The 19,052-nt window shown below is 70.7% G+C and carries 12 protein-coding genes and 1 pseudogene; 3 read left to right on the plus strand and 10 right to left on the minus strand.

Annotation, left to right across the window (positions count from 1 at the left end):
• Positions 1-93: 93 nt before the first annotated feature.
• From GJR97_RS05960 to GJR97_RS05980, 5 genes are all read right to left on the minus strand, one after another.
• Positions 94-4,053: a hypothetical protein gene (locus tag GJR97_RS05960; RefSeq protein ID WP_154345589.1), complete on the minus strand. Its 3,960-nt coding sequence runs from the start codon at positions 4,051-4,053 to the stop codon at positions 94-96.
• Positions 4,054-4,126: 73 nt separating this feature from the next.
• Positions 4,127-4,840: an eCIS core domain-containing protein gene (locus GJR97_RS05965; RefSeq protein ID WP_154345590.1), complete on the minus strand. Its 714-nt coding sequence runs from the start codon at positions 4,838-4,840 to the stop codon at positions 4,127-4,129.
• Between the two features lie 124 nt (positions 4,841-4,964).
• The gene (locus tag GJR97_RS05970; protein WP_154345591.1) at positions 4,965-7,016 is read right to left on the minus strand and encodes an ATP-binding protein; all 2,052 of its coding nucleotides are present in this window, start codon (positions 7,014-7,016) and stop codon (positions 4,965-4,967) included.
• A 1-nt stretch (position 7,017) separates the two neighbouring features.
• Positions 7,018-7,656, minus strand: coding sequence for a DUF4255 domain-containing protein (locus GJR97_RS05975; RefSeq protein WP_154345592.1), 639 nt, complete (start codon positions 7,654-7,656; stop codon positions 7,018-7,020).
• A gap of 103 nt (positions 7,657-7,759) precedes the next feature.
• On the minus strand, positions 7,760-8,383 hold the full coding sequence (locus tag GJR97_RS05980; RefSeq protein WP_154345593.1) for a response regulator transcription factor: 624 nt from the start codon (positions 8,381-8,383) through the stop codon (positions 7,760-7,762).
• A gap of 165 nt (positions 8,384-8,548) precedes the next feature.
• Between GJR97_RS05980 and GJR97_RS05985 the strand changes: the two genes are divergently transcribed.
• The gene (locus GJR97_RS05985) at positions 8,549-8,866 is read left to right on the plus strand and encodes a PAAR domain-containing protein (RefSeq protein ID WP_154345594.1); all 318 of its coding nucleotides are present in this window, start codon (positions 8,549-8,551) and stop codon (positions 8,864-8,866) included.
• Between the two features lie 79 nt (positions 8,867-8,945).
• Positions 8,946-11,078: a COG1470 family protein gene (locus tag GJR97_RS05990; protein WP_154345595.1), complete on the plus strand. Its 2,133-nt coding sequence runs from the start codon at positions 8,946-8,948 to the stop codon at positions 11,076-11,078.
• Between the two features lie 68 nt (positions 11,079-11,146).
• Here the strand turns inward: GJR97_RS05990 and GJR97_RS05995 are convergent, their stop codons facing one another.
• The 3 genes from GJR97_RS05995 to GJR97_RS06005 form a co-directional block, all read right to left on the minus strand.
• On the minus strand, positions 11,147-12,133 hold the full coding sequence (locus tag GJR97_RS05995; RefSeq protein ID WP_154345596.1) for a sugar ABC transporter permease: 987 nt from the start codon (positions 12,131-12,133) through the stop codon (positions 11,147-11,149).
• Positions 12,133-13,755 carry an ABC transporter permease subunit gene (locus GJR97_RS06000; protein ID WP_154345597.1) on the minus strand — a complete coding sequence of 541 codons (1,623 nt, stop codon included), beginning with the start codon at positions 13,753-13,755 and terminating at the stop codon, positions 12,133-12,135. Before GJR97_RS06000 ends, GJR97_RS05995 begins: the two co-directional genes overlap by 1 nt.
• Before the next feature lie 82 nt (positions 13,756-13,837).
• Complete coding sequence (locus GJR97_RS06005) at positions 13,838-15,076, minus strand: sugar ABC transporter substrate-binding protein (protein ID WP_154345598.1); 1,239 nt, start codon at positions 15,074-15,076, stop codon at positions 13,838-13,840.
• Between the two features lie 251 nt (positions 15,077-15,327).
• Between GJR97_RS06005 and GJR97_RS06010 the strand changes: the two genes are divergently transcribed.
• The gene (locus tag GJR97_RS06010; RefSeq protein WP_154345599.1) at positions 15,328-17,010 is read left to right on the plus strand and encodes a glycoside hydrolase family 13 protein; all 1,683 of its coding nucleotides are present in this window, start codon (positions 15,328-15,330) and stop codon (positions 17,008-17,010) included.
• 113 nt (positions 17,011-17,123) lie between these two features.
• Here GJR97_RS06010 and GJR97_RS18885 read toward each other — a convergent pair.
• Together GJR97_RS18885 and GJR97_RS18700 are read right to left on the minus strand one after the other, a co-directional pair.
• Positions 17,124-17,522, minus strand: a pseudogene (locus GJR97_RS18885) (endonuclease domain-containing protein); the annotation flags it as partial.
• A 332-nt stretch (positions 17,523-17,854) separates the two neighbouring features.
• Positions 17,855-18,871 (minus strand): M23 family metallopeptidase, encoded by a 1,017-nt coding sequence (locus GJR97_RS18700; protein ID WP_154345601.1) that lies wholly within the window; start codon positions 18,869-18,871, stop codon positions 17,855-17,857.
• Between the last annotated feature and the right edge of the window lie 181 nt (positions 18,872-19,052).

Raw genomic sequence — 19,052 nt, forward strand, 5'->3', positions numbered from 1 at the left:
CAGCGTCCGCGCGCGCGTGCCTCGAGGTGCAGTCTGTGCGTGCGTGCGGGTGGGTAGTCGTGGCTGCGCGATCGGGCAGTGGCTCAGTTGAGGTCAGGGTCCGATGACGGAGTACTTGCGACGCAGCGCGCCTATGGACTGACCGGTCGTCGGATACGGCCCCTCGTAGCGCTTACCCCACTGCACGATCGCCAACCTCAGGGTCGGGCTCTCCAAGATCTCGTGGAGCGCGATGAGGCGCTCCGAGCAATTGGGGCACGGACTGTGCGAGACGTGGATCTCGACGGTCCGAACCCGCCGCTTCCAGTCCGGGTCCACTGCGACCATGCGCTCCACCTGCGCGAGCAGTCGAGCTTCGGCATGGGTCGACGGCGATTCGTCTCCGGTGGCTCGGGTGATGAACTCCGCCCGCTGCTCGATGTGCCTCGCGGCCTGGGCACTCTCGACCGCGTAGCCGCCTATCTGACCGGTGAGGCCGCTCTCGGGGGATTCGAGGCCGTGAAACGTCCGGCCGCCCTTCTTCCTTCCAGGTGCGCCGCGGGATCCCACCGGCGCGGCGCCTCCTCGGGTCGGGTACGCCCGCTCGCCAGGTGCGCAGTCCACGAGGAACCGCGCGACGCATTGGACGGATCCGGCCGACGCCTTGCCGCCCGGTGTCGTGTACTTCGGCGCGTCCTTCGCGAGCTTCATGCGTTGCCTGTGCACGGCGTCGAACAGCTGGATGAGGCTCTCCGCGAACCGTCGTTGCCTGCTCGTGAGGCGGTTCCGTTCGGCGACCATGTCACGCACGTTCTGCAGGAGCGCGACCTCCCCCCGGACTGCGTCGTGTCGATTGCGCGCGATGACGACACGGCCGCTGAGAGCCGCCTTGTCCCTCTGCCGCTTCGGGGTGTTGTCGGGGAACTCGGCCACCTGTGCCGCGTAGTGGTCGAGCAGCACGCTTGCTTCGGTCGGCGCGCTCGCGACCATGATCCGATGTCCTGCGGCGTGCTCGATCCAGACTCGGTGCGGCTTGCCGCCGGCAGAGAAGCCGAACGCCGACGGGATCACCGCTGCGAGGTCCCGAATCCGCTGCTTGCCGGCCTCGACCTTCCCCTTCGCCCACGCCTTGCCCGCCGCGACCTTCGCCTTCACCTTCGTGCTGATGCCCTTGATGCCGCGGATGATGGGACCGGCGACCTTCAGGCCGGTCTTGATGATGGCGTCGAGCGCCTTGTTGATGGGGCGCTGGATGGCCTTCATGATCGACCGGATCTTCTCGCCGATGCCGCCGATGCCGAGGACGCTGGCGATGAAGCCGATGAGGATCGGCACCATCTGGCTCAGCGCGCTCTCGATCTTGTCGACGACCACGCCGACGCGGCCCTTCGCGATGTCGATCACGCCGTCGATGACGGTGTTGACGAACTGCGCGATGCGGGCGGCGTTGTTCACGAAGAACATCACCACGTCGTAGATGAGCTTGCACGCCTTGATGAACGCGGCGGCCGGGTTGAGCAGGCTGATCAACCACGTGATCCCCGCGGTGATGATCCTGGTGATCACGAAGTCCTGGAGCTGGTCCACGATCATCGCCTTGACGTCGCCGATCTTCTCGACGAGCTTGTCCCAGAGCCCGGCGACGCCCTGGTCCTTGATGACCTGGAAGACCTCGACGCCGCGCTCGACGGCCGCCATGGCCGTCTCGCCGATCTGCCGGACGAGGCGGTTGCGGATGTTCGCCCAGGTGAGGCCGAACACCGATGCGAGCAGCTTCACCACGCCCTTGAGGTCGAAGGTGTCGGGGATCTCGATGCCCGCCTCGCCGAGCTGTCCGAAGAGCCATCCCATGAGGCCCTTCTTGAGGTGGGTGGTGATGTTGGCGAAGAACTTGTCGATGCCGCCCTTGATGCCGCTGATGAGGTTGCCCAGGAACCCGACGGGGTCGCCGACGATGTCGCCCACGACGCTCGCGGCCCGGGCGAGGGCGTTCCGGAGCATCGCGGCGAGCTCGCGGATGGTGTTGATGACGGCCTTGATCGCACCGATCGCCTTGTCGACGAGCCCCCGGTTCTCCGCCTGCAGGGCTTCGATCCGCTCGTCGAGTCCCTTCCGCGCCTCGACGTACCTGGTCGCGATGGTCTGGACGACGTCGTTCTCCTTGTCCTTGACCTCGCTCTCGAGCTGATCGAAGCGGTCGGCGATCTCCTCGGCGGCCTCCGACCCCACCCGCTTCAGGTCCTTCGGCAGCGACTTCACGTAGGAGGCGATCTCGCCGCGACCCTTCGCGATGCGCTGCTTCGCGGAGGTCAGGGCTCCGCCCACGATGTTCGCGACGCGGTCGATCACGCCGTCCATCTGCGCGAGGTAGAGCTCGCGCCCGGCGACGTAGAACTCGTTGACCTTGTCGGGCATGCCGAACAACTTGTCCTTGGCCCAGCGGAGGCCGCCGAGCCATCCGCCGTACCGGTCTCGCTTGTAGGCCGACATCTTCGCCGCGACGTACGTCTCGAAGCGCGCCCTCGCAGCGGCCTCGCCCCGTTCGAACTCCGCCTCGACCTTCGGGTCGATGCCGTTGAGGATCTTCTTCACGTCGGTCTCGGTGGCGGTGAAGATGCCCTGGATCTTCGCGGTGACTTCGGCCCGGCGCTGCTCGTCCTTCGTCTTCGTCCGCCCCTTGTCGGCGACGAGCTTGGCGAGCGCCGCCGCCTTGGTCCCCTGCATGCCCTGCACGCCGGCCGCAGTGGCCGCGCCGGCCTGGGCCCTGCCCTGCGCGATGGTCGACTGCTCCACGGCCCGGTACTCGCCCGGCGCCGAGTCCGCGTGCGCCGCTGCCGTCCGCTTGTCGGCGAGCGCACCCTCGAACTCGGGCTCGCCCGACTTCGCGAGCTGCTCGTCCGTGACGTCGGCGTCGACCATCTCCTGGTCGACCTCGTGCTTGCCCGCCTCGAGGTTGAGCTGCTCCGCCGGCGCGGGCTTCGGCGCGGCTCCCGCGGCGGGGATCTGCGCGACCTGGCCCGGGTTCTCGGTCGCCATCGGCGTGACGGGCTTCGGCACGGCCTTCGACTGGTCGGGCGGCGCCGCCGTGGCCGCCTCGATGTCGTGCGCCGCGCCTTCCTTTCCCTGCCCGACGAGCCCCTTGACCTCGCCCTTGACCTCGCCGGCCTTCCCCGACTTCGCGTAGTCGTCGGCCTCCTTCAGGGTCTTCGGCGACTTCGCCTCGATCGCCGACTTGACGGCCGCGATGAACGCCTTCTTGTCGAAGGTGCCCGGCTGCTGGGCGTCCATCGAATCGGCCTTGGCGGCCTTGGCCTGGCCCGCGAGGTCGTCGCTCGGGGCGACGGCGGCGTCCTGCGCCTCCTTCGCCTTCGACGCTGCGGGCGGGTGGGCGCGCTTCGCCGCCCCGAACGACTTCACACCGCCCGCAACCCGCGCGAAGGCCGGGTCCCTGGTCGGCGCGACGCCGGTGGGCGGCACCGGCGGAAGGAGCAGCTTGTCGGCCGTCAGCGGCTTCGGTCCCGCTGCGGGCGCCGGCCCGCCGCCTCCCGCAGCGCGTGGACCCGCGGCCGTCGCCCTGTGCTTGACCTTCGAGCGCTTGGCCACGGCCTTCCCGAGCGGCGACGTGGCCGGCACGGGCTTCGGCGGCGGGACGGGCTTCTTCGCCGGCACCGAGCCCGGGCCGAAGCCGGTGATCCGCACCGCGAGCGCCGAGGCCGGCGGCTTCATGCCCTCGAGGTCGACCGGGATCCCGGCCGCCTTCGCCTGCTTGAGCCCGCGTTCCACGCGATCGATGTCGGGTTCGTCGCGACGCAGCTCGACGAGGGCTCCGTCGATCTCGGCGATCGCGTCGCCGCCAGGTCGCCGCCACTTCGCGGCCACGAGGGCGCTGACCGCGGCGTTGCCGGCAGCACGCTGCAGCGCGAGGATCGACTCGACGCCGGGCGGCGGTGCCGGGCGTGCGTCGAGGCTCCGGCGGGCTGCGGCGAGCGCGGTGGTCGACGCCGAGCGGATGCCGCCCGGCGGGCGTCGACCGGCGGGCGGTCGATCGCGTTTCGTCTCCGCGGCGAGCGTCATCGGCGTCGGCTCCGGTCAGGGGGCGGGCGTCGGTCGGGGAGGTGCGGAGGTCCGAACCATGGCCGGTCGCAACTCAGGTCGCCGCTTCCTCCTCCGGCTCCTCGGATTCCTGGCGCTGCACGAAGAGGCCCTGCACGGACTCCTCCTCGTCCTCTTCGCCCTGGCGTTGCACGGTCGGGGTCGCGCCCGAGTCATCCGCCTGACGTTGCACCGGCGCAGGATCGCTCATCGCCCGCGCAGCATTGTCTGCCGCGGCCCGCTCGAACCGGTCGCCCGGGTCGCTCACGCTGATGCCGCCGCCGGCGGGAGACCCGTCGACGGGCCCCGAACGCTGCTGCACCACGTGCGTGAGCTCGTGCGCGATCGTGGTCCGACCCGCGGTGGTCGAGGGATCGTACGCGTCCCGCTGGAACACGACGTGCGACCCGACGGTGTACGCGTGCGCGTTCACGGAGCGCGCGGACTCGTGCGCCGGAGCATCCGTGTGCACCTTGACGTCGCCGAAGTCGGCACCCAATCGCTGTTCCATGTCGGTCCGCAGTCCGGGCTCCAGCGCGGCGCCGCCCGACGAGATCACGTCGTGTACAGGCGACCGCCCCTCCTCCACGAGGTCGCTGACCGCGCCGTTGCCCGCCTCGCGCTGCAGGCGGAGCATCCCGGCCGGTCCGATCGCCTCAGGCCGTCGAGCGGCCAGGCCCGCCGCAGCGGCGGACGCCGATGCCTCGCGAGCGGTCTCCGCCTTCCGGACCGTCGCCGGTTCGGCGGGATCCCAGTCGTGTGCGTGCATGGTCCACCTCCACGGTCGCCCGATTCCATTGGACCGCCGCAGCGGCCGTCACGGGCGAGGTCTGCCCTTTCGGGCACGTCGAACCGCCCGTGCGGCCGCACGGCGGCTCCTGACGCGAGTTCCGTCATCCGCTCGCCACCTCGGCCCAGTAGCGACCGAACTCGCGCTCGACGACGAGCCGGCCCAGCTTGCGGTACTCGCGGTGCACCGCGACGATCAGGTGCTTCATCCGCACGGTGCCGTGCTCGGCCGCCGCGAGGTACGCGGCGGTGATGGCGGCCGAGCGGATGGCTCCCCCGGCCAGCTCGAACGACTGCCCGAGGAACTCCAGGTCGATGTCGTCGTCGCGGCCCAACCGGCTGCCGAGGCTGCGGTCCCAGAGCCTCGAGCGGTGCGCGGCATCCGGCATCGGGAAGTCGACGATGACGTCGAGACGCCGCGTGAAGGCCTCGTCGATGTTCGCCCGGAGGTTCGTGGCGAGGATCGCGAGGCCGTCGAACGTCTCCATGCGCTGCAGGAGGTAGGCGCTCTCGACGTTGGCGTAGCGGTCGTGCGCGTCCTTCACGTCGCTGCGCTTGCCGAACACCGCGTCGGCCTCATCGAACAGCAGCACCGCGTTCGTGCCGGTCGCGGCGCGGAAGATCCGCTCGAGGTTCTTCTCGGTCTCTCCGATGTACTTGTCGATGACCGTCGACAGGTCGATGACGTAGAGGTCCAGCCCGAGCCCGCCCGCGACCACCTCGGCCGACATCGTCTTGCCCGTGCCGGAGTCGCCGGCGAAGAGCGCGACGACGCCGTGGCCGCGGCCGCCGCCCGGTCGCATCCCCCAGTCGCCGAGCACCTGCTCCCGGTGCCGAGCCCGCAGCTCGATCTCATGGAGGGCGTTCATGGGCGCCGCCGGCAGGACGAGGTCGTCCCAGCCGACCCTCGGGTCGACGCGACGCGCGAGCCGGTCGAGCGCCGACGCGTTCTCGGCCCGGGCCCCGGCCGCGAGGTCGTCGGCCGTGAGCTCCCCGGTCCTCGACACCGTCGCCTGGGTGCGCGCGGTGCGCGCGGCGCGCTGCACCTGTTCGGGTCGGAGCCGGAACTGGCCGGTGACCTCGGCGACGTCGATGGACTCGGCGACCGGCCCGAGCAGGTCGCGCCACAGTCGGGCGCGGTCGTCGACCGTCGACGGTTCGACGTCGATCATCGCCGGCAGCTCGCGCCACCATGTCGGGTTCCAGGTCGTGTCGCCGACGAAGACCGTCGGCTGCGGCGAGTCGGCGAGCACCTCGACGAGGCCTGCAGGGGTCTGGTCGGTGAGCGGCCCGACGATGAGGCCGCAGCCGCGCAGCCGCGCCTCCCGGACGGCGGCACGCGCGAGCGGGATCGCCTCGTGCTCGGCGCCGAGGCGCGACAGGTCGAGGAAGAGTGCGCCGAGGCCTCGGGACCGGAGGCCTCGATGCGCGACGGCCTCGCCCGACCCGGTCGCCGGCTCGCGGAGGTGGATGAGACGGATGCCCGCCGCGAGCGCGGCCGACACCCGGCTCGGGTCGCCCCATTCGACCGACGACGGATCGCGCAGCACCCCTTCGAGTGCGCGATCGGGTCCGTCGTCGCCGAGCAGGTGCCCGACCACGCGATCCGGCACCCGCACCGCCCGACCCGGCAATGGACGGTCGTCGTCCTCGACCACGACCAGCCCGCCCGACACGAGCGGCCCGGAGATGAGGCGGGCCCGGTCGGCCGCAGACGTGAGCGGCACGCCGCAGAGCTCGAGTGCGAGCGCGAACGACGGCCGGCGGCGCCCGACATCGTCGTTGAGGTAGCCGAAGAACCGCTCGAACCTCGGATCCAGGTCGGCCGCCAACGCGATCACGAGCAGGTCCTCGTCGATCGGGCCCAGTCCGAACGCCTGCGACAGGCGCCTGAGGCGAAGCGCATGCCCCGCGGCCTCGGCGAGGTCGGCGGCCTGTTCGGTCTCGGCGAGTCGCGCCGAGGCATCCGACCAGTCGGGCACCCCCGGTGCGCCCGCCAGCAGCCGATCGACCATCTCGTCGCTCAGGTAGAGCCCGCGGAACGGGTCGTCCGGCTGCGGGTCGACCGCGCGCCGCGCGGCCACCAGTCGTCGGATCCGGTCCTCGATGACGCCGACCCGACCCAGCAGGTGCACGATGCCGGGGTCGGAGATCATGTCACCTCCTCGGGCGCGCACGGTCTGGGCCGACACGCGGCAGGTTCCGGACCTCGTCGGTCACGCCGAGCGAGGCGGCGCTGAGACGCGTCTCGACGCGATCGACCGGCGGGCCGACGGGGTACGAGATCCCGCGCGTCATCGGCGCGGTGATGACGACGTCCAGCGACGGCTTCAGCTCGCCGCCGAGCGACGACCAGACGTCGGCGAACGCCCGGTCCTCCGGCGGGGGCAGCGCCACGTTGATCGAGCACGGAAGGCCCGTCTCGGCCAGCGTGTCGACGACGAACGAATCCGGTACCGCGTCGTACTGGAGGAAGCACCGCAGCAGCGCGTCGAGCAGGCGATGCTCGTCGTCGGGTCGTTGCGTCCACGCCGTCACCAGGTACGAGAGCTTGAAGAACCGAGGTGCGGGCACGCGGTTCGTGACGACGCCGTGCTCGTCCCGGACCTCGGTGAAGCCGTGTTCACGACGACGCATGTCCTCGCGGATGTCGTACAGGAACAGGTCGACCGTCGGCGCGTTGCGGCGTGCCGCCCACTCCTTCGTGGGCGCGTCCAGGGCGACCTCGATGTCCGCGGCGATCCCCTCGGACCGCCGCACGAGGGCACGGATCGCGTCGTCGATCTCGCCGATCATGCGTCAAGTGTGGTCCGGCGCCGTGCACCGGTCGGCGGAGCCGGGGCATCCACGGGGGCAGCGTCGGATTCCTCCTCGGGCAAGCCGCAGGGACGCCGGAGCGTCAGATCAGGCCCTCGCGCATGGCGTACGCGACGGCGTGCGAGCGGTTCCTGAGCTGCAGGCGGGTCGTGACGTCGTGCAGCACGTTCTTCACGGTGCGCTCCGAGTAGCAGAGCTCGGCCGCGATGTGGGCCGTGTCCCATCCGTCTGCCACGAGCCGGAGCACCTCGATCTCCCTGGACGCGAGACCGGTGAAGGCGATGCCGCGCGGGTCCAGCACCGTGCGCTGGAGCCGGCCGACCTGGTCGAGCAGCCGCCCGAGCAGGTCGGGCGGGACGGTGCCCTCCCCCGCCGCCGCCGCGACGATGCACGACACGAGACGGTCGGTCGTCGCCTCGGATCGGCGGACGAACCCGACCGCGCCGCTCTCGACGGCGCGGACCAGGTCCTGGTCGTCGAGCTCCGCGGCGATCAGGATGACCCTGGCCTCGCCGTTGCGGCGGACGAAGCGCAGCGTGTTGAGCGACTCGTCGTCGACCGCGTCGACGATCACGAGCACGACGTCCGGGGCGTCCTGTTCCTCGGCTGAGACGACCCGGACCTCGGGTCGAGGTCGGAGCGCACTCGTCACTCCGGCCTCGGAGATCGGATCCCGCGCGTACACGCGGACGGCGATGCGGGACATGGCTTCCTCCTCGGCGCTGTCGGACGGCATGATCGGGTGCCGTCGCGAGCATCATCGCGGCGACCGCTCTCCGCGCACTCAACGTGTCCTCAACGGGCGGCGACGTTGCCCCTTCGCCCGCCCCCGAGCCCGGCGGCGCGCCGGCGCGATCGGTAGCGTTCGTGCATGCCCGTCGGTCCCGCGCTCCGAGTCGGCGACATGGCCGTGTGCCCGCTCGTCGACGGCGTCACCCCGCACGTGGGCGGACCGATCACGCCCGTCGCGTCGATCGCGACCGTGCTGATCGCAGGCATGCCCGCGGCGGTGGCGAACGGCATTCCCGGCGGGATCGTCTGCGCCTCACCGGCGCCGAACGGCATCGTGATGGGCAGCACGACGGTGCTGATCGGCGGGTTCCCGGCCGCGAGGGTCGGCGACACGTCAATGCACGGCGTCCCCATCGTCCCCGGCCCCGGCGCCGCGACGGTGATCATCGGCGGATGACCGAAAGGGCACGTCTCGTGCCCGGAAGGCGGGTCGGAGGGCCGACACGTGCGGCGCGCCCGTTCGTAGCGTCGGATGCATGGCCACGGTCGCCGACATCGAGCCTGCCTCGCTCACGATCACTCCAGGCACGGCGGAGCAGTTCACGCTGACGCTCCGCAACGAGGGCGACGACGTCGAGGCGTACCGGCTCACCGCGATCGACGACGCGGCCGACCTCATCGTCATCGAGCCGGACACGGTGCTCGTCCACCCCGGCGACACCGGAACCGCGGTCGCCACCATGCAGCTGGCGCACAGCGGGAACTGGGCCGTGGGCGAGATGGTCGTGCGCTTCCGGGTCGTCCCCGCGGGCAACCCCGACGACTTCCTCGTGCTCGAGGCGATCGCGACGATCCAGTCGTTCAGCGACGTCGCGGCCGTGCTGTCGCCGCCTGCGCTCGAGGGGCGCCGCGGCGCATCCACCCGCATCTCGGTGACGAACGCCGGAAACGCCCACGCCGATGCCGACCTCGCCGTCTCGGCGGGCAACCTCGAGCTGACCATCGACCGGCCGCGCGTGGCGCTCCCGGCCGGGTCCACCCAGGAGGTCGGGCTCCGGGTGCACGCCCGCGGCGTGCTGTGGCGGGGCGACCCCGAGCAGCACGACTTCACGGTCACGGTGACGCCGGAGGGTCAACCGTCGGCGACGCTCGAGGGCACGTTCCGACAGCTCCCGCTCCTGCCCGGCTGGACGTTCATCGCGGCGATCGTCGCGGCCGCCGTGATCGGGCTGGGCGTGTTCATCGGGATGGCGGTCCTCCTGTGGAACGGCCTCACCGGCATCGCGCGGCCGGTCGCCACGACCGAGGCCGCGACCGGGACGCCGACGCCCACGCCGACCGCGGAGCCGGTGAGCGTCGTCACGGAGTTGACCGCGCCGGCGGAGCCCGACACCGCCGCCGGCAGCGTCGTCGCCACCGTCGCGGTCGATGCAGCGGATGCTCCGCAGGACGCGCTCGTCGCCGTCGCAGTGACCTGGCCCGACCAGCTCGCCCTCGCGGGCGATTCGTGTCTCGGATGGCTCGATGCCTCGACCGACGAGCTCCAGCCGCCCGGCTCACCCGGGCTCGTACGACCCGGCGACCAGTGCCTCATCGACCCGGGTGCGCTCCGTTCGGAGGCGGACCTGGAGTTCACGGTGCCTCCCGAGGGGTTCTCGGGCACCGTGAGCGCCAAGCCGACCCGACTCGTGAGCGTCGACGACAGCCGCGTCTCCGAGGTCGATCCCGGCATCAGCCCGAGCTTCGCGGAGCGGGTCGAGATCGCGACCGACGCGCCGCCGTACTGGATGCAGGTCGAGGCGTACCGGCCCGACCCGGAGTCGACCACGCGCCAGTACGTCATGGCGGTGCATCGCTCGCTCGATGCGAACTCCGACGACGCACGGTTCGCGTTCCGGATCTCCGCGCCGGACTTCGTCGAGCCGCCCAACCTCTTCGGCGCCTTCCTCCAGAACGGCGCAGGCGCGTGCGTATCGGTCGAGGACGACGTCTGCGTCGTCGACTTCCCGGTCGATGTCCCGCCGGGCGAGCAGGGAAGCGGCCGGTGGGTGGGCGGCGCGCTCGAGACGCAGTGGATCTTCGTTCCGATCCGCGTTCCGACCGGCGAATCGGTCGCAGGACTCATCTCGCTCGAAGCGGTGGGCATCACCGAGGGTGACGAGGAGCTGGACGAAGGACTCGTCCCGCCGGCGACGGGCCCCCTCGTGCTGGGTGCCGACGTCTTCCCGGTCGACGTCGAGTTCGATCCCGCCTCCGCCGCGGCCGGCGACGAGGTGCAGGCGACGGTGGAGCTGACGGCCGCGATCTTCGACGACCGGAGCGCCGCCGAGGACGGCTCCCGTCTGATCGAGGTGAAGTTCGACTGGTCGGATCGGATCGACCTGACCGACGACCCGATCGGATGTGCGACCTACGACGCGCGCGAGCGCGTGTGCACCCTCGACGCACCGGCGGACGGCGAACTCCCCGACATCGAGCTGACGTTCTCGGTCGACGACGATGCGACGTTCGATGGGACGGACCACGCCGACCTGCTCGCGAAGGCGAGCGTGCTCACCTACCCGCCGGAGGACGAGCGGGACCTCACCGGCGGGGCGGACGTGCCCGGTGGATGGCCGATCCGCTGGGATGCGACCGAGATCCAGCCCCTCGACTTCGTGTTCGGGTGAGCCGATGACGACGGATGCCGCGACGCGGGGCCTCGGCGCGCGGCATCCGTCGTCGCCCTGAGCCCCGCCTACTTGACGGCACCGGCGGAGAGCCCGCCCACGATGTACTTCTGCAGGTACAGGAACAGCAGCACGACCGGCAGCGCCGCGATGACCGCTCCCGCCGAGAACGCCGCCCAGTCCGCGTAGCGCGGGTTCGAGACGAGCTTCGTGAGGCCCACCGCGAGCGTCTGGTTCTCGGTGTCGATCAGGATCACGGATGCCACGACGTACTCGTTGACCGAGAAGATGAAGGACAGCAGTGCGACGACCGCGAGGATCGGGGCGACCAGGCGCAGGATGATCGTGAAGAAGATGCGCGCGTGGCCGGCGCCGTCGATCTTCGCCGCCTCGTCGATCGACGCCGGGATCGTGTTGAAGTACCCGTACATGAGGTACGTGTTCACGCCGAGCGCGCCGCCGAGGTAGACCATGATCAGGCCGATGTGGGTGTTCAGGCCGATCGCGGGGAACCAGTCGCTGATCGCGCTCATCACGAGGAAGATCGCGACGACGGCGAGCATCTGCGGGAACATCTGCACGACGACGATCGTGATGAGGCCGAACCGGCGTCCCGTGAAGCGCATGCGCGAGAACGCGTATGCGGCGAGCGCGCCGAGGAACACCGTGAGGATCGCCGTGACGCCCGCGATGATGAGCGTGTTCGCGAACCAGGTCGTGAACGGCACCTGCGGGTTCGTCAGGATCCGCGCGTAGGCGTCGAACCCGATCTGCGAGAACAACGCGTTCGAGCCGGTCAGGGTGCCGTTCGGGTTCAGCGACGACGAGATCACGAACACGACCGGGAAGAGCGCGAACGCCACGACGACGAGGCCGACGAGGTGGCGCCATCCGGTCGCCGCGAACCACTTGCCGAAGCGGAAGGGGCGCTTCGGGCCTGCGGCCCGGCGTGCGAGGGCGGGGTCGCCGCCGGCGCGGACGGCGTCCCGCTCCTCGCCCAGTTCTCCCTCGAGGAGGCCGGTCTCCGACCCGGGGATCGGCTGCTGGTTCGACATCAGTTGATCTCCTCGAGCGACTTGGTGCGGCGGAACGCGATGATCGAGATCACCGCGACCACGATGAAGATGATGATCGAGTAGGCCGCGGCGAGGCCGTAGTCGCGGTTCTGGCCGGTGAAGGCCACCTTGTAGACCATCGAGATGAGGATGTCGGTGAAGCCGACCGGGATCGGCGCGCCGGTGTCGCGCGGCCCGCCGTTCGTCAACATGTAGATGACGTTGAAGTTGTTGAAGTTGAACGCGAACGACGCGATGAGCAGCGGCGCGACGGAGACGAGCAGCAGCGGCAGCTTGATGTGCCGGAACGTCTGCCACGCCGAGGCGCCGTCGATGCTGGAGGCCTCGTTCACGTCGTCCGGGATCGACTGCAGGGCGCCCGTGCAGATGAGGAACATGTACGGGAAGCCGAGCCACAGGTTCACGATGATCACGGAGAGCTTGGCCATCCATGGATCGGTGAGCCATGGGATCGAGGCCCCGCCGAAGATCACCTGGTTGATGAAGCCGAAGCTCTCGTTCATCATTCCCGCCCAGACGAGGGCCGAGAGGAACGACGGGATCGCGTACGGGATGATCATGGCGACGCGGTAGTAGCGCCGGCCCTTCATGCGCATGTCGTTGAAGACGATCGCCAGGAACAGGCCGAGGAAGAACGTCGTGGCGACCGAGATGAGCGCGAACGCGAAGGTCCAGAGCGTGACGTACACGAGCGGCCCCGCGAGGCGGGTGTCGGTGACGGCGCGGACGAAGTTGTCGAAGCCGACGGTGATCTGCCAGCCGGGCAGGATCTCGGAGCCGTCCTCGGCCGTGAAGGCGCCCGTGCCGATGTCGGAGTAGACCGTGCCCGTCGAGAGGTCGGTCATGGTGCCCGCGGCCTCGTCGTACTCGAGGTTCGACGTGTAGAGGTAGCCGCTCGAGCCGTCGGGGGTCCGGATGGCCCCGTCGTTCGGGTCATCGGAGAACGGCACTGCGAGCTCGGTGATCTCGTTCGTGCGCGCGATGACGTCGCTGAACTGGAGCGTGGTCCAGCCGTCGACGGCGACCGCCTTGCCGCCGTCGACCTCGCTCGGGTCGACGGGCTGCAGCGGCTGCTCCGTGGTGCCGAGGCTCGCGTCGCCGTTCGGGTCGGTGACGAGCAGGCCGAGCGTGCCGAGCTGGTCGACGACCGTGACCCGGTAGGTGGGCGAGTCGGGGACGCGCTCGAGCGAGGCGGCCATGAGCGAGCTGACCGCCTGCTCCTTGGAGCCGTTGTGTCCCGTGCCGTAGTTCGTGAAGGCGATGTAGCCGGTGTAGACCAGCACGAACACCTGGAACAGCACCAGGAAGATCACGCCCGGCGTCAGGTACTTCGCGGGCAGGGTCCGCCTCGAGAAGTAGATCCAGTTGACGAGGACGGTGACGCCGGCGACGATCGCCAGCACGAGCCAGTCCTGCGAGAGCGCGAGGACGAGGATCGCGTAGACCGCGATCGCGTCGACGATGCCGAGCAGCAGGAGCTTGACCAGGATGGAGCGGATGCCGCCTGACGCGGCGTCCGCGATGCGTGCGGCACGCTTCTGCCGCTTCGTGGGCGGAGTCGCCGACCCGGTGGCGACGTCCTCGTCGATCGTGGTGCTCATCTGCTGCTCTCTCGTTGAACGCTCGGGATGCGAGTGGCTCCGGGCCGGATGCGTCGCGGCATCCGGCCCGGAGCCCCAGGCGTTACTTGGCGTCGATCGCAGCCTGGACGTCGGCGGCGAGCTTCTCCCAGGTCGCCGTCGGGTCCTCGCCGTTGATGATCGAGGCCTCGGCGATGCCCCAGTACTGCCACACCGAACCCATCGCGGGGATGGCCGGCATCGGGACGGCCTCCTGGCCGACGGCCGCGAAGCCCTCGATGATCGGGTCGCTCGAGGCGCTCTCAGCGGCGGCCGAGAGCGCGGGCAGGATGTTGCCCGCCTCGAACAGCTCGAGCTGGACGTCCTCGGTGCCGATGTAGTTCACGAGGAAGTCGTTCGCGGCGACCTTGTTCTCCGACTCCGAGGAGACGAAGAAGCCCTTGACGCCGGCGAACGGCGAGGCCGCGTCGCCGGTCGGGCTGGGCACGGTGTCGATCGCGACGTTCAGGCCGGCGTCGATGGCCGAGCCGACGTTCCACGGCCCGGTCAGCCAGAATGCGGCGGTGCCGTCGAGGAAGGACTGCTTGGCGATGTCGCCGTCGATGTCGGTGTTGAAGACGCCGGTGCCGTTCTTGCCCTGGCCGGCGAGCCAGTTCGCGAACTCCATGCCGCCCTCGTTGCCGAGCTGCAGGTCGGTGGGGTCGTAGCCCTCTGCGCCGCTGCCGAAGACCGGTGCGCCGAACGCCGTCTGGAACGGGTAGAGGTGGTAGGGGTTGCCCTCGGCGCCCTGCTCGACGACGAACGGCTGGTCGAGGCCGGCGGCCTCGCCCTTGGCGATCATGTCGTCGAAGCTCGTCGCGGCCTCGGCGACGAGGTCGGCGTTGCGCAGCACGGCGATGTTCTCGACCGCGTAGGGGAGCATGTAGACGGTGCCCTCGTAGGTCGCCGCGTCGATCGCGACGGGGAGGTAGTCGGCGGCCGAGTCGCCGAGCTCGAGCGGAGCCACGACGCCGTTGGTCGACAGCTCGCCGAGCCAGTCGTGCGCACCCATGGTGATGTCGGGGCCCTCGCCCGTCGGCACCTGCTGGATGAAGTCGTCCTTGATGGTCGCGTTGTCCTTGCCGACGAGGTCGACCTCGACGCCGGTCTCCTCGGTGTAGGCCTCGGCCGCGCCCTTCAGTGCGTCGACGCGCTCGGCGTCGACCCAGACGGTCAGCGTGCCGCCGGCCGATGCGCCGTTGTCGCCCTCGCCGGAGTCGCCGCCGGCGCAGCCAGCGAGACCCAGGGTCGCGACGACGGCGACAGCGCCGGCCGCGAGGAGGCTCTTCTTGTTCACCCGCATTGGTGTGCCCTTCTCAGTGTGCGTGAGATCGGCGCCTTCGCCTGGTGGGGAGTTCCGCGCACCGTGCTCGAAAGGCCGTTCTTCCGTATGTGATTGCCCGCGATGTGATTGCAAGCGGTTTCAGGTATACCTGCTTCGCGTCACATTGACAACTCGGCGTTACATGATCGATACCGGCTTGGTAGGCTCCTGCGGGGCGCCTGAACGTGCAAGCGCTTCCAGATAACTGAGATTGGCTTAAGGTTTTCTCCATGACTTCCGAATGGTGGCGCACCGCCGCGATCTACCAGATCTACCCCCGGTCCTTCGCCGACGCGAACGGCGACGGCATGGGCGACCTGGCCGGCATCCGCTCGCGCCTGCCCGAACTCGCCGACCTCGGCGTCGACGCGATCTGGCTGTCGCCGTTCTACACGTCGCCCCAGAAGGACGCCGGCTACGACGTGGCGGACTACTGCGACGTCGACCCGCTCTTCGGCACGCTCGCCGACTTCGACGACATGCTCGCCGAAGCGCACCGGCTCGGACTGAAGGTCATCGTCGACCTCGTCCCGAACCACTCCAGCGACCGCCACGTGTGGTTCCAGGAGGCGCTCGCCGCCGCCCCCGGCAGCCCCGAGCGGGCCCGCTACATCTTCCGCGACGGGAAGGGCGAGCACGGCGAGCTCCCGCCCAACAACTGGGAGTCCGTGTTCGGCGGGTCGATGTGGACCCGCACGACCGACCCCGACGGCACCCCCGGCCAGTGGTACCTGCACATCTTCGACAGCTCGCAGCCCGACTTCGACTGGGAGCGGGAGGAGGTCCGCGAGGAGTTCCGCCGCATCCTGCGCTTCTGGCTCGATCGCGGCGTCGACGGGTTCCGCGTCGACGTGGCGCACGGGCTCATCAAGGCCGAGGGCCTCCCCGACTACACCCCGCCGGCCGACGCCGGATCGATGGGCGGCAACCAGCACGGTCTCGAGGCCGGCGTTCCGCTGGAGCCCGAGATCCACGACGAGAACGTCGGCGCGCCGTACTGGGGCCAGGAGCCCGTCCACGAGGTCTACCGCGACTGGCGGAAGGTGCTCGAGGAGTACGACGGTGAGCGGATCCTCGCCGCGGAGGCATGGGTCGACCCGCTCTCTCGCGTCGCGAAGTGGGTCCGCCCCGACGAGATGCACCAGGCGTTCAACTTCGCCTACCTCGAGACGCCGTTCGAGGCCGCCCCGCTCCGCGCCGTGATCGACCACTCGATCGAGACGTTCGGCGCCGTCGGCGCACCGTCGACGTGGGTGCTCTCGAACCACGACGTCATCCGCCACGCCTCGCGCCTCGCGCTCACCGCCGACAGCCTCCAGGGCCACGGCATCGGGCCGAGGAGTCCCGGCCTGCCCGACCCCGTCGTCGGCCTCCGTCGCGCCCGCGCTGCAACGACGCTCATGCTCGCGCTGCCCGGCTCCGCCTACCTCTACCAGGGCGAGGAGCTCGGCCTGCCCGAGGCCATCGACCTGCCCGATGAGGCGCGCCAGGACCCGACCTGGTTCCGCACCGGCGGCGAGCGGTACGGCCGAGACGGATGCCGCGTGCCGCTGCCGTGGGAGGCCGACGCGCCGTCCTACGGCTTCGGCCCGACCGACACGACGTGGCTCCCGCAGCCCGGCCAGTGGGCGGAGTTCGCCCGCGACCGCCAACGGGGCGTCGCCGGTTCGACGCTCGAGCTGTACCGGTCGCTGCTCGCCGAGCGTCGCGCGCGCTCGCTCGCGACCGGCGAGCTCGAGTGGATCGAAGGCCTCGGCGACGGCGTCCTCGCCGTCCGCAACGGCAGCGTGCTCGTCGTGGCGAACACGGGAAGCGACCCCGTCGAACTCCCCGCCGGCGACGTGATCCTCGCGAGCGCCGACCTCGACGGCCGCACGCTCCCCGGCGACACCACCGCCTGGCTCGCCGCGTAGCCGCGCGCCGGGCGAGTCGAGCTTGCGAGTTCGCAGGATGACACACCCCATGCCCGCCATGGGAAGCGCTCGATGCCCGTCATCCTGCGAACTCGGCCCTCGCGTACAGCGGCCCACTCGTGCATCACCATCGAGTAGCTCAGCCTGAAGACCAGGTACCCCCGCATGGTCAGTTCGAAGTCACGACGCCGATCACGCTCGAATTCGGACCCGGTGTGGAATCCCTCGCCGTCGATCTCGATCACCAGCCGGTCCCCGACGAGCACATCGACGTAGCCGACGCCCGGGATCCATGCCTGCGTGCGATGCGGCAGCCTCCGTCCACGCAGGAGCAGTCGCACGATCGTCTCGGTCCCGGACTGGCACCCGGCGTCGGCCTCGTCCGCGATCCGCCGACGACTCGCACCGAGCATGCCGCGGAGCACCCAGAGGTCGTCGCTCGTGATCCTGCCGAGCGATAATGCGGAGTCGACCGCGATCTGTGCGTCGAGCCGCGGCGCGCACGCCGCCATCTCGGCCAAGGCGAGCACCACCCCGTCACGTGCGGTCGCGCGGCCGGGAACCGTCCGGTAGTGCACGCAGACGCCGTGAGCCGCGCGGTCGAGCGGCGTGCGGCCGGCTGGCGGGGGCAGCGGAGGGCGGGTCGGGCACGCCCTGGAGCCTGGCCGACCGGGTTCGAGGCCGACCCGGACTGTGCACGACTCCACACACGGGCCCGCGAGATGTCACCGGAGCGGAGTTCGCAGGACGACACGCGTCACGGTCGACCGGAGAGCACGACGTTCCGTCCAAATCCTGCGAATGCGGCACGGATGGGCGAAACGCAGAGACGACGGATGCCGCGTCAGTTCGTGTTCGCGTACAGCCACTCGAGCGGGTCGACCCAGTAGCCGTCGATCCCGCCGATGCGGATCTCGAAGTGCAGGTGCGGCCCCGTGGACATGCCCGTGTTGCCGGTCGTGCCGAGGACGTCGCCGACCTCGACCGTGTCGCCGACCTCGAAGCGGCGCGAGCCGTACTCCATGTGCGCGTACACGCTCGTGACGACCTGGCCGTCGATGACGTGGTCGACCATGGTCACGACGCCGAGCGAACCGCCCGAATCCGTCGAGTTGGACACCACGCCGTCGGCGATGGACTGGATCTGCGCACCCAGGCCGGGGTTGAAGTCCTGGCCGTGGTGGTCGGACGAGCAGCCGTAGCAGTTGCGGTAGCCGAACCGGTCGCCGATGTGCACGCCGACCGCGAAGGGCCACTGGATCGTGCCGAGCGGATTGTTCGTGAAGGTCGCCTCGGCGCGGATGCCCGCGGCCTGCGCGTACTCCTCGATGGTCTGCGCCTGGTAGTCCTCGCGCCCGACGCCCGCGGCGAGCGCGCCGCCGGAGATGTCGACGCGCTGGCCGTCGAGCGTCGTGCCCGTGGTCTGCGAGAGCGCCATCGCCTGCACCTCCGCCGGAGTGAGCAGCGAGAGCGAGGGGACGGATGTCGCGACGGCGAGCATCGCGACGAACCCCATGGCGACGACGCTCGCGAAACGCGTGGTCAGCGCTCGCTTCCGGGATCGGCGCGGGGCCGCCTTCGATGCGAAGGGCCCCTCCTCGGGGCGCCCCTCGGGTCGCTGCGGCGCCCGCCGGTCGGCGGGGGTCCGTCGGCCGACGGGCGTGCGGTGGGCGGATGCCGCGGGCTTGCCGCCACGGGCCTCGATGCCGGCGTCGATGTCCCGGTCCTCGCGGTGGCCGAGGCCGAACAGGTCGCTCACGTCGTTCGCGGTGATGACGGCGGGGTCGGATGCCGCGGAGCGGCGCGTGTCGGCGGGGAGCGAGTCGAGCGGGGACGCCGGTCGGCCGGCGGGGCGATCCACGGCCCGGTCGCCGGAGCGCTCGACGTCGCCGGGACGCCGCGCACGCTGCTGGGCGTCCTCCCGTCCGGCGAGGCGGGGATCGCGGGGTCCGGCGGGCGCGTGCGGCGCGGAGCGCGGGGCACCGTGACGCTGGGGCGCGCCCGGAGCCTGCTCGGGGCGGACGGCTCTCGGGCCGACGCGC

This window comes from Agromyces kandeliae, assembly GCF_009674665.1.
Lineage (GTDB): Bacteria > Actinomycetota > Actinomycetes > Actinomycetales > Microbacteriaceae > Agromyces > Agromyces kandeliae.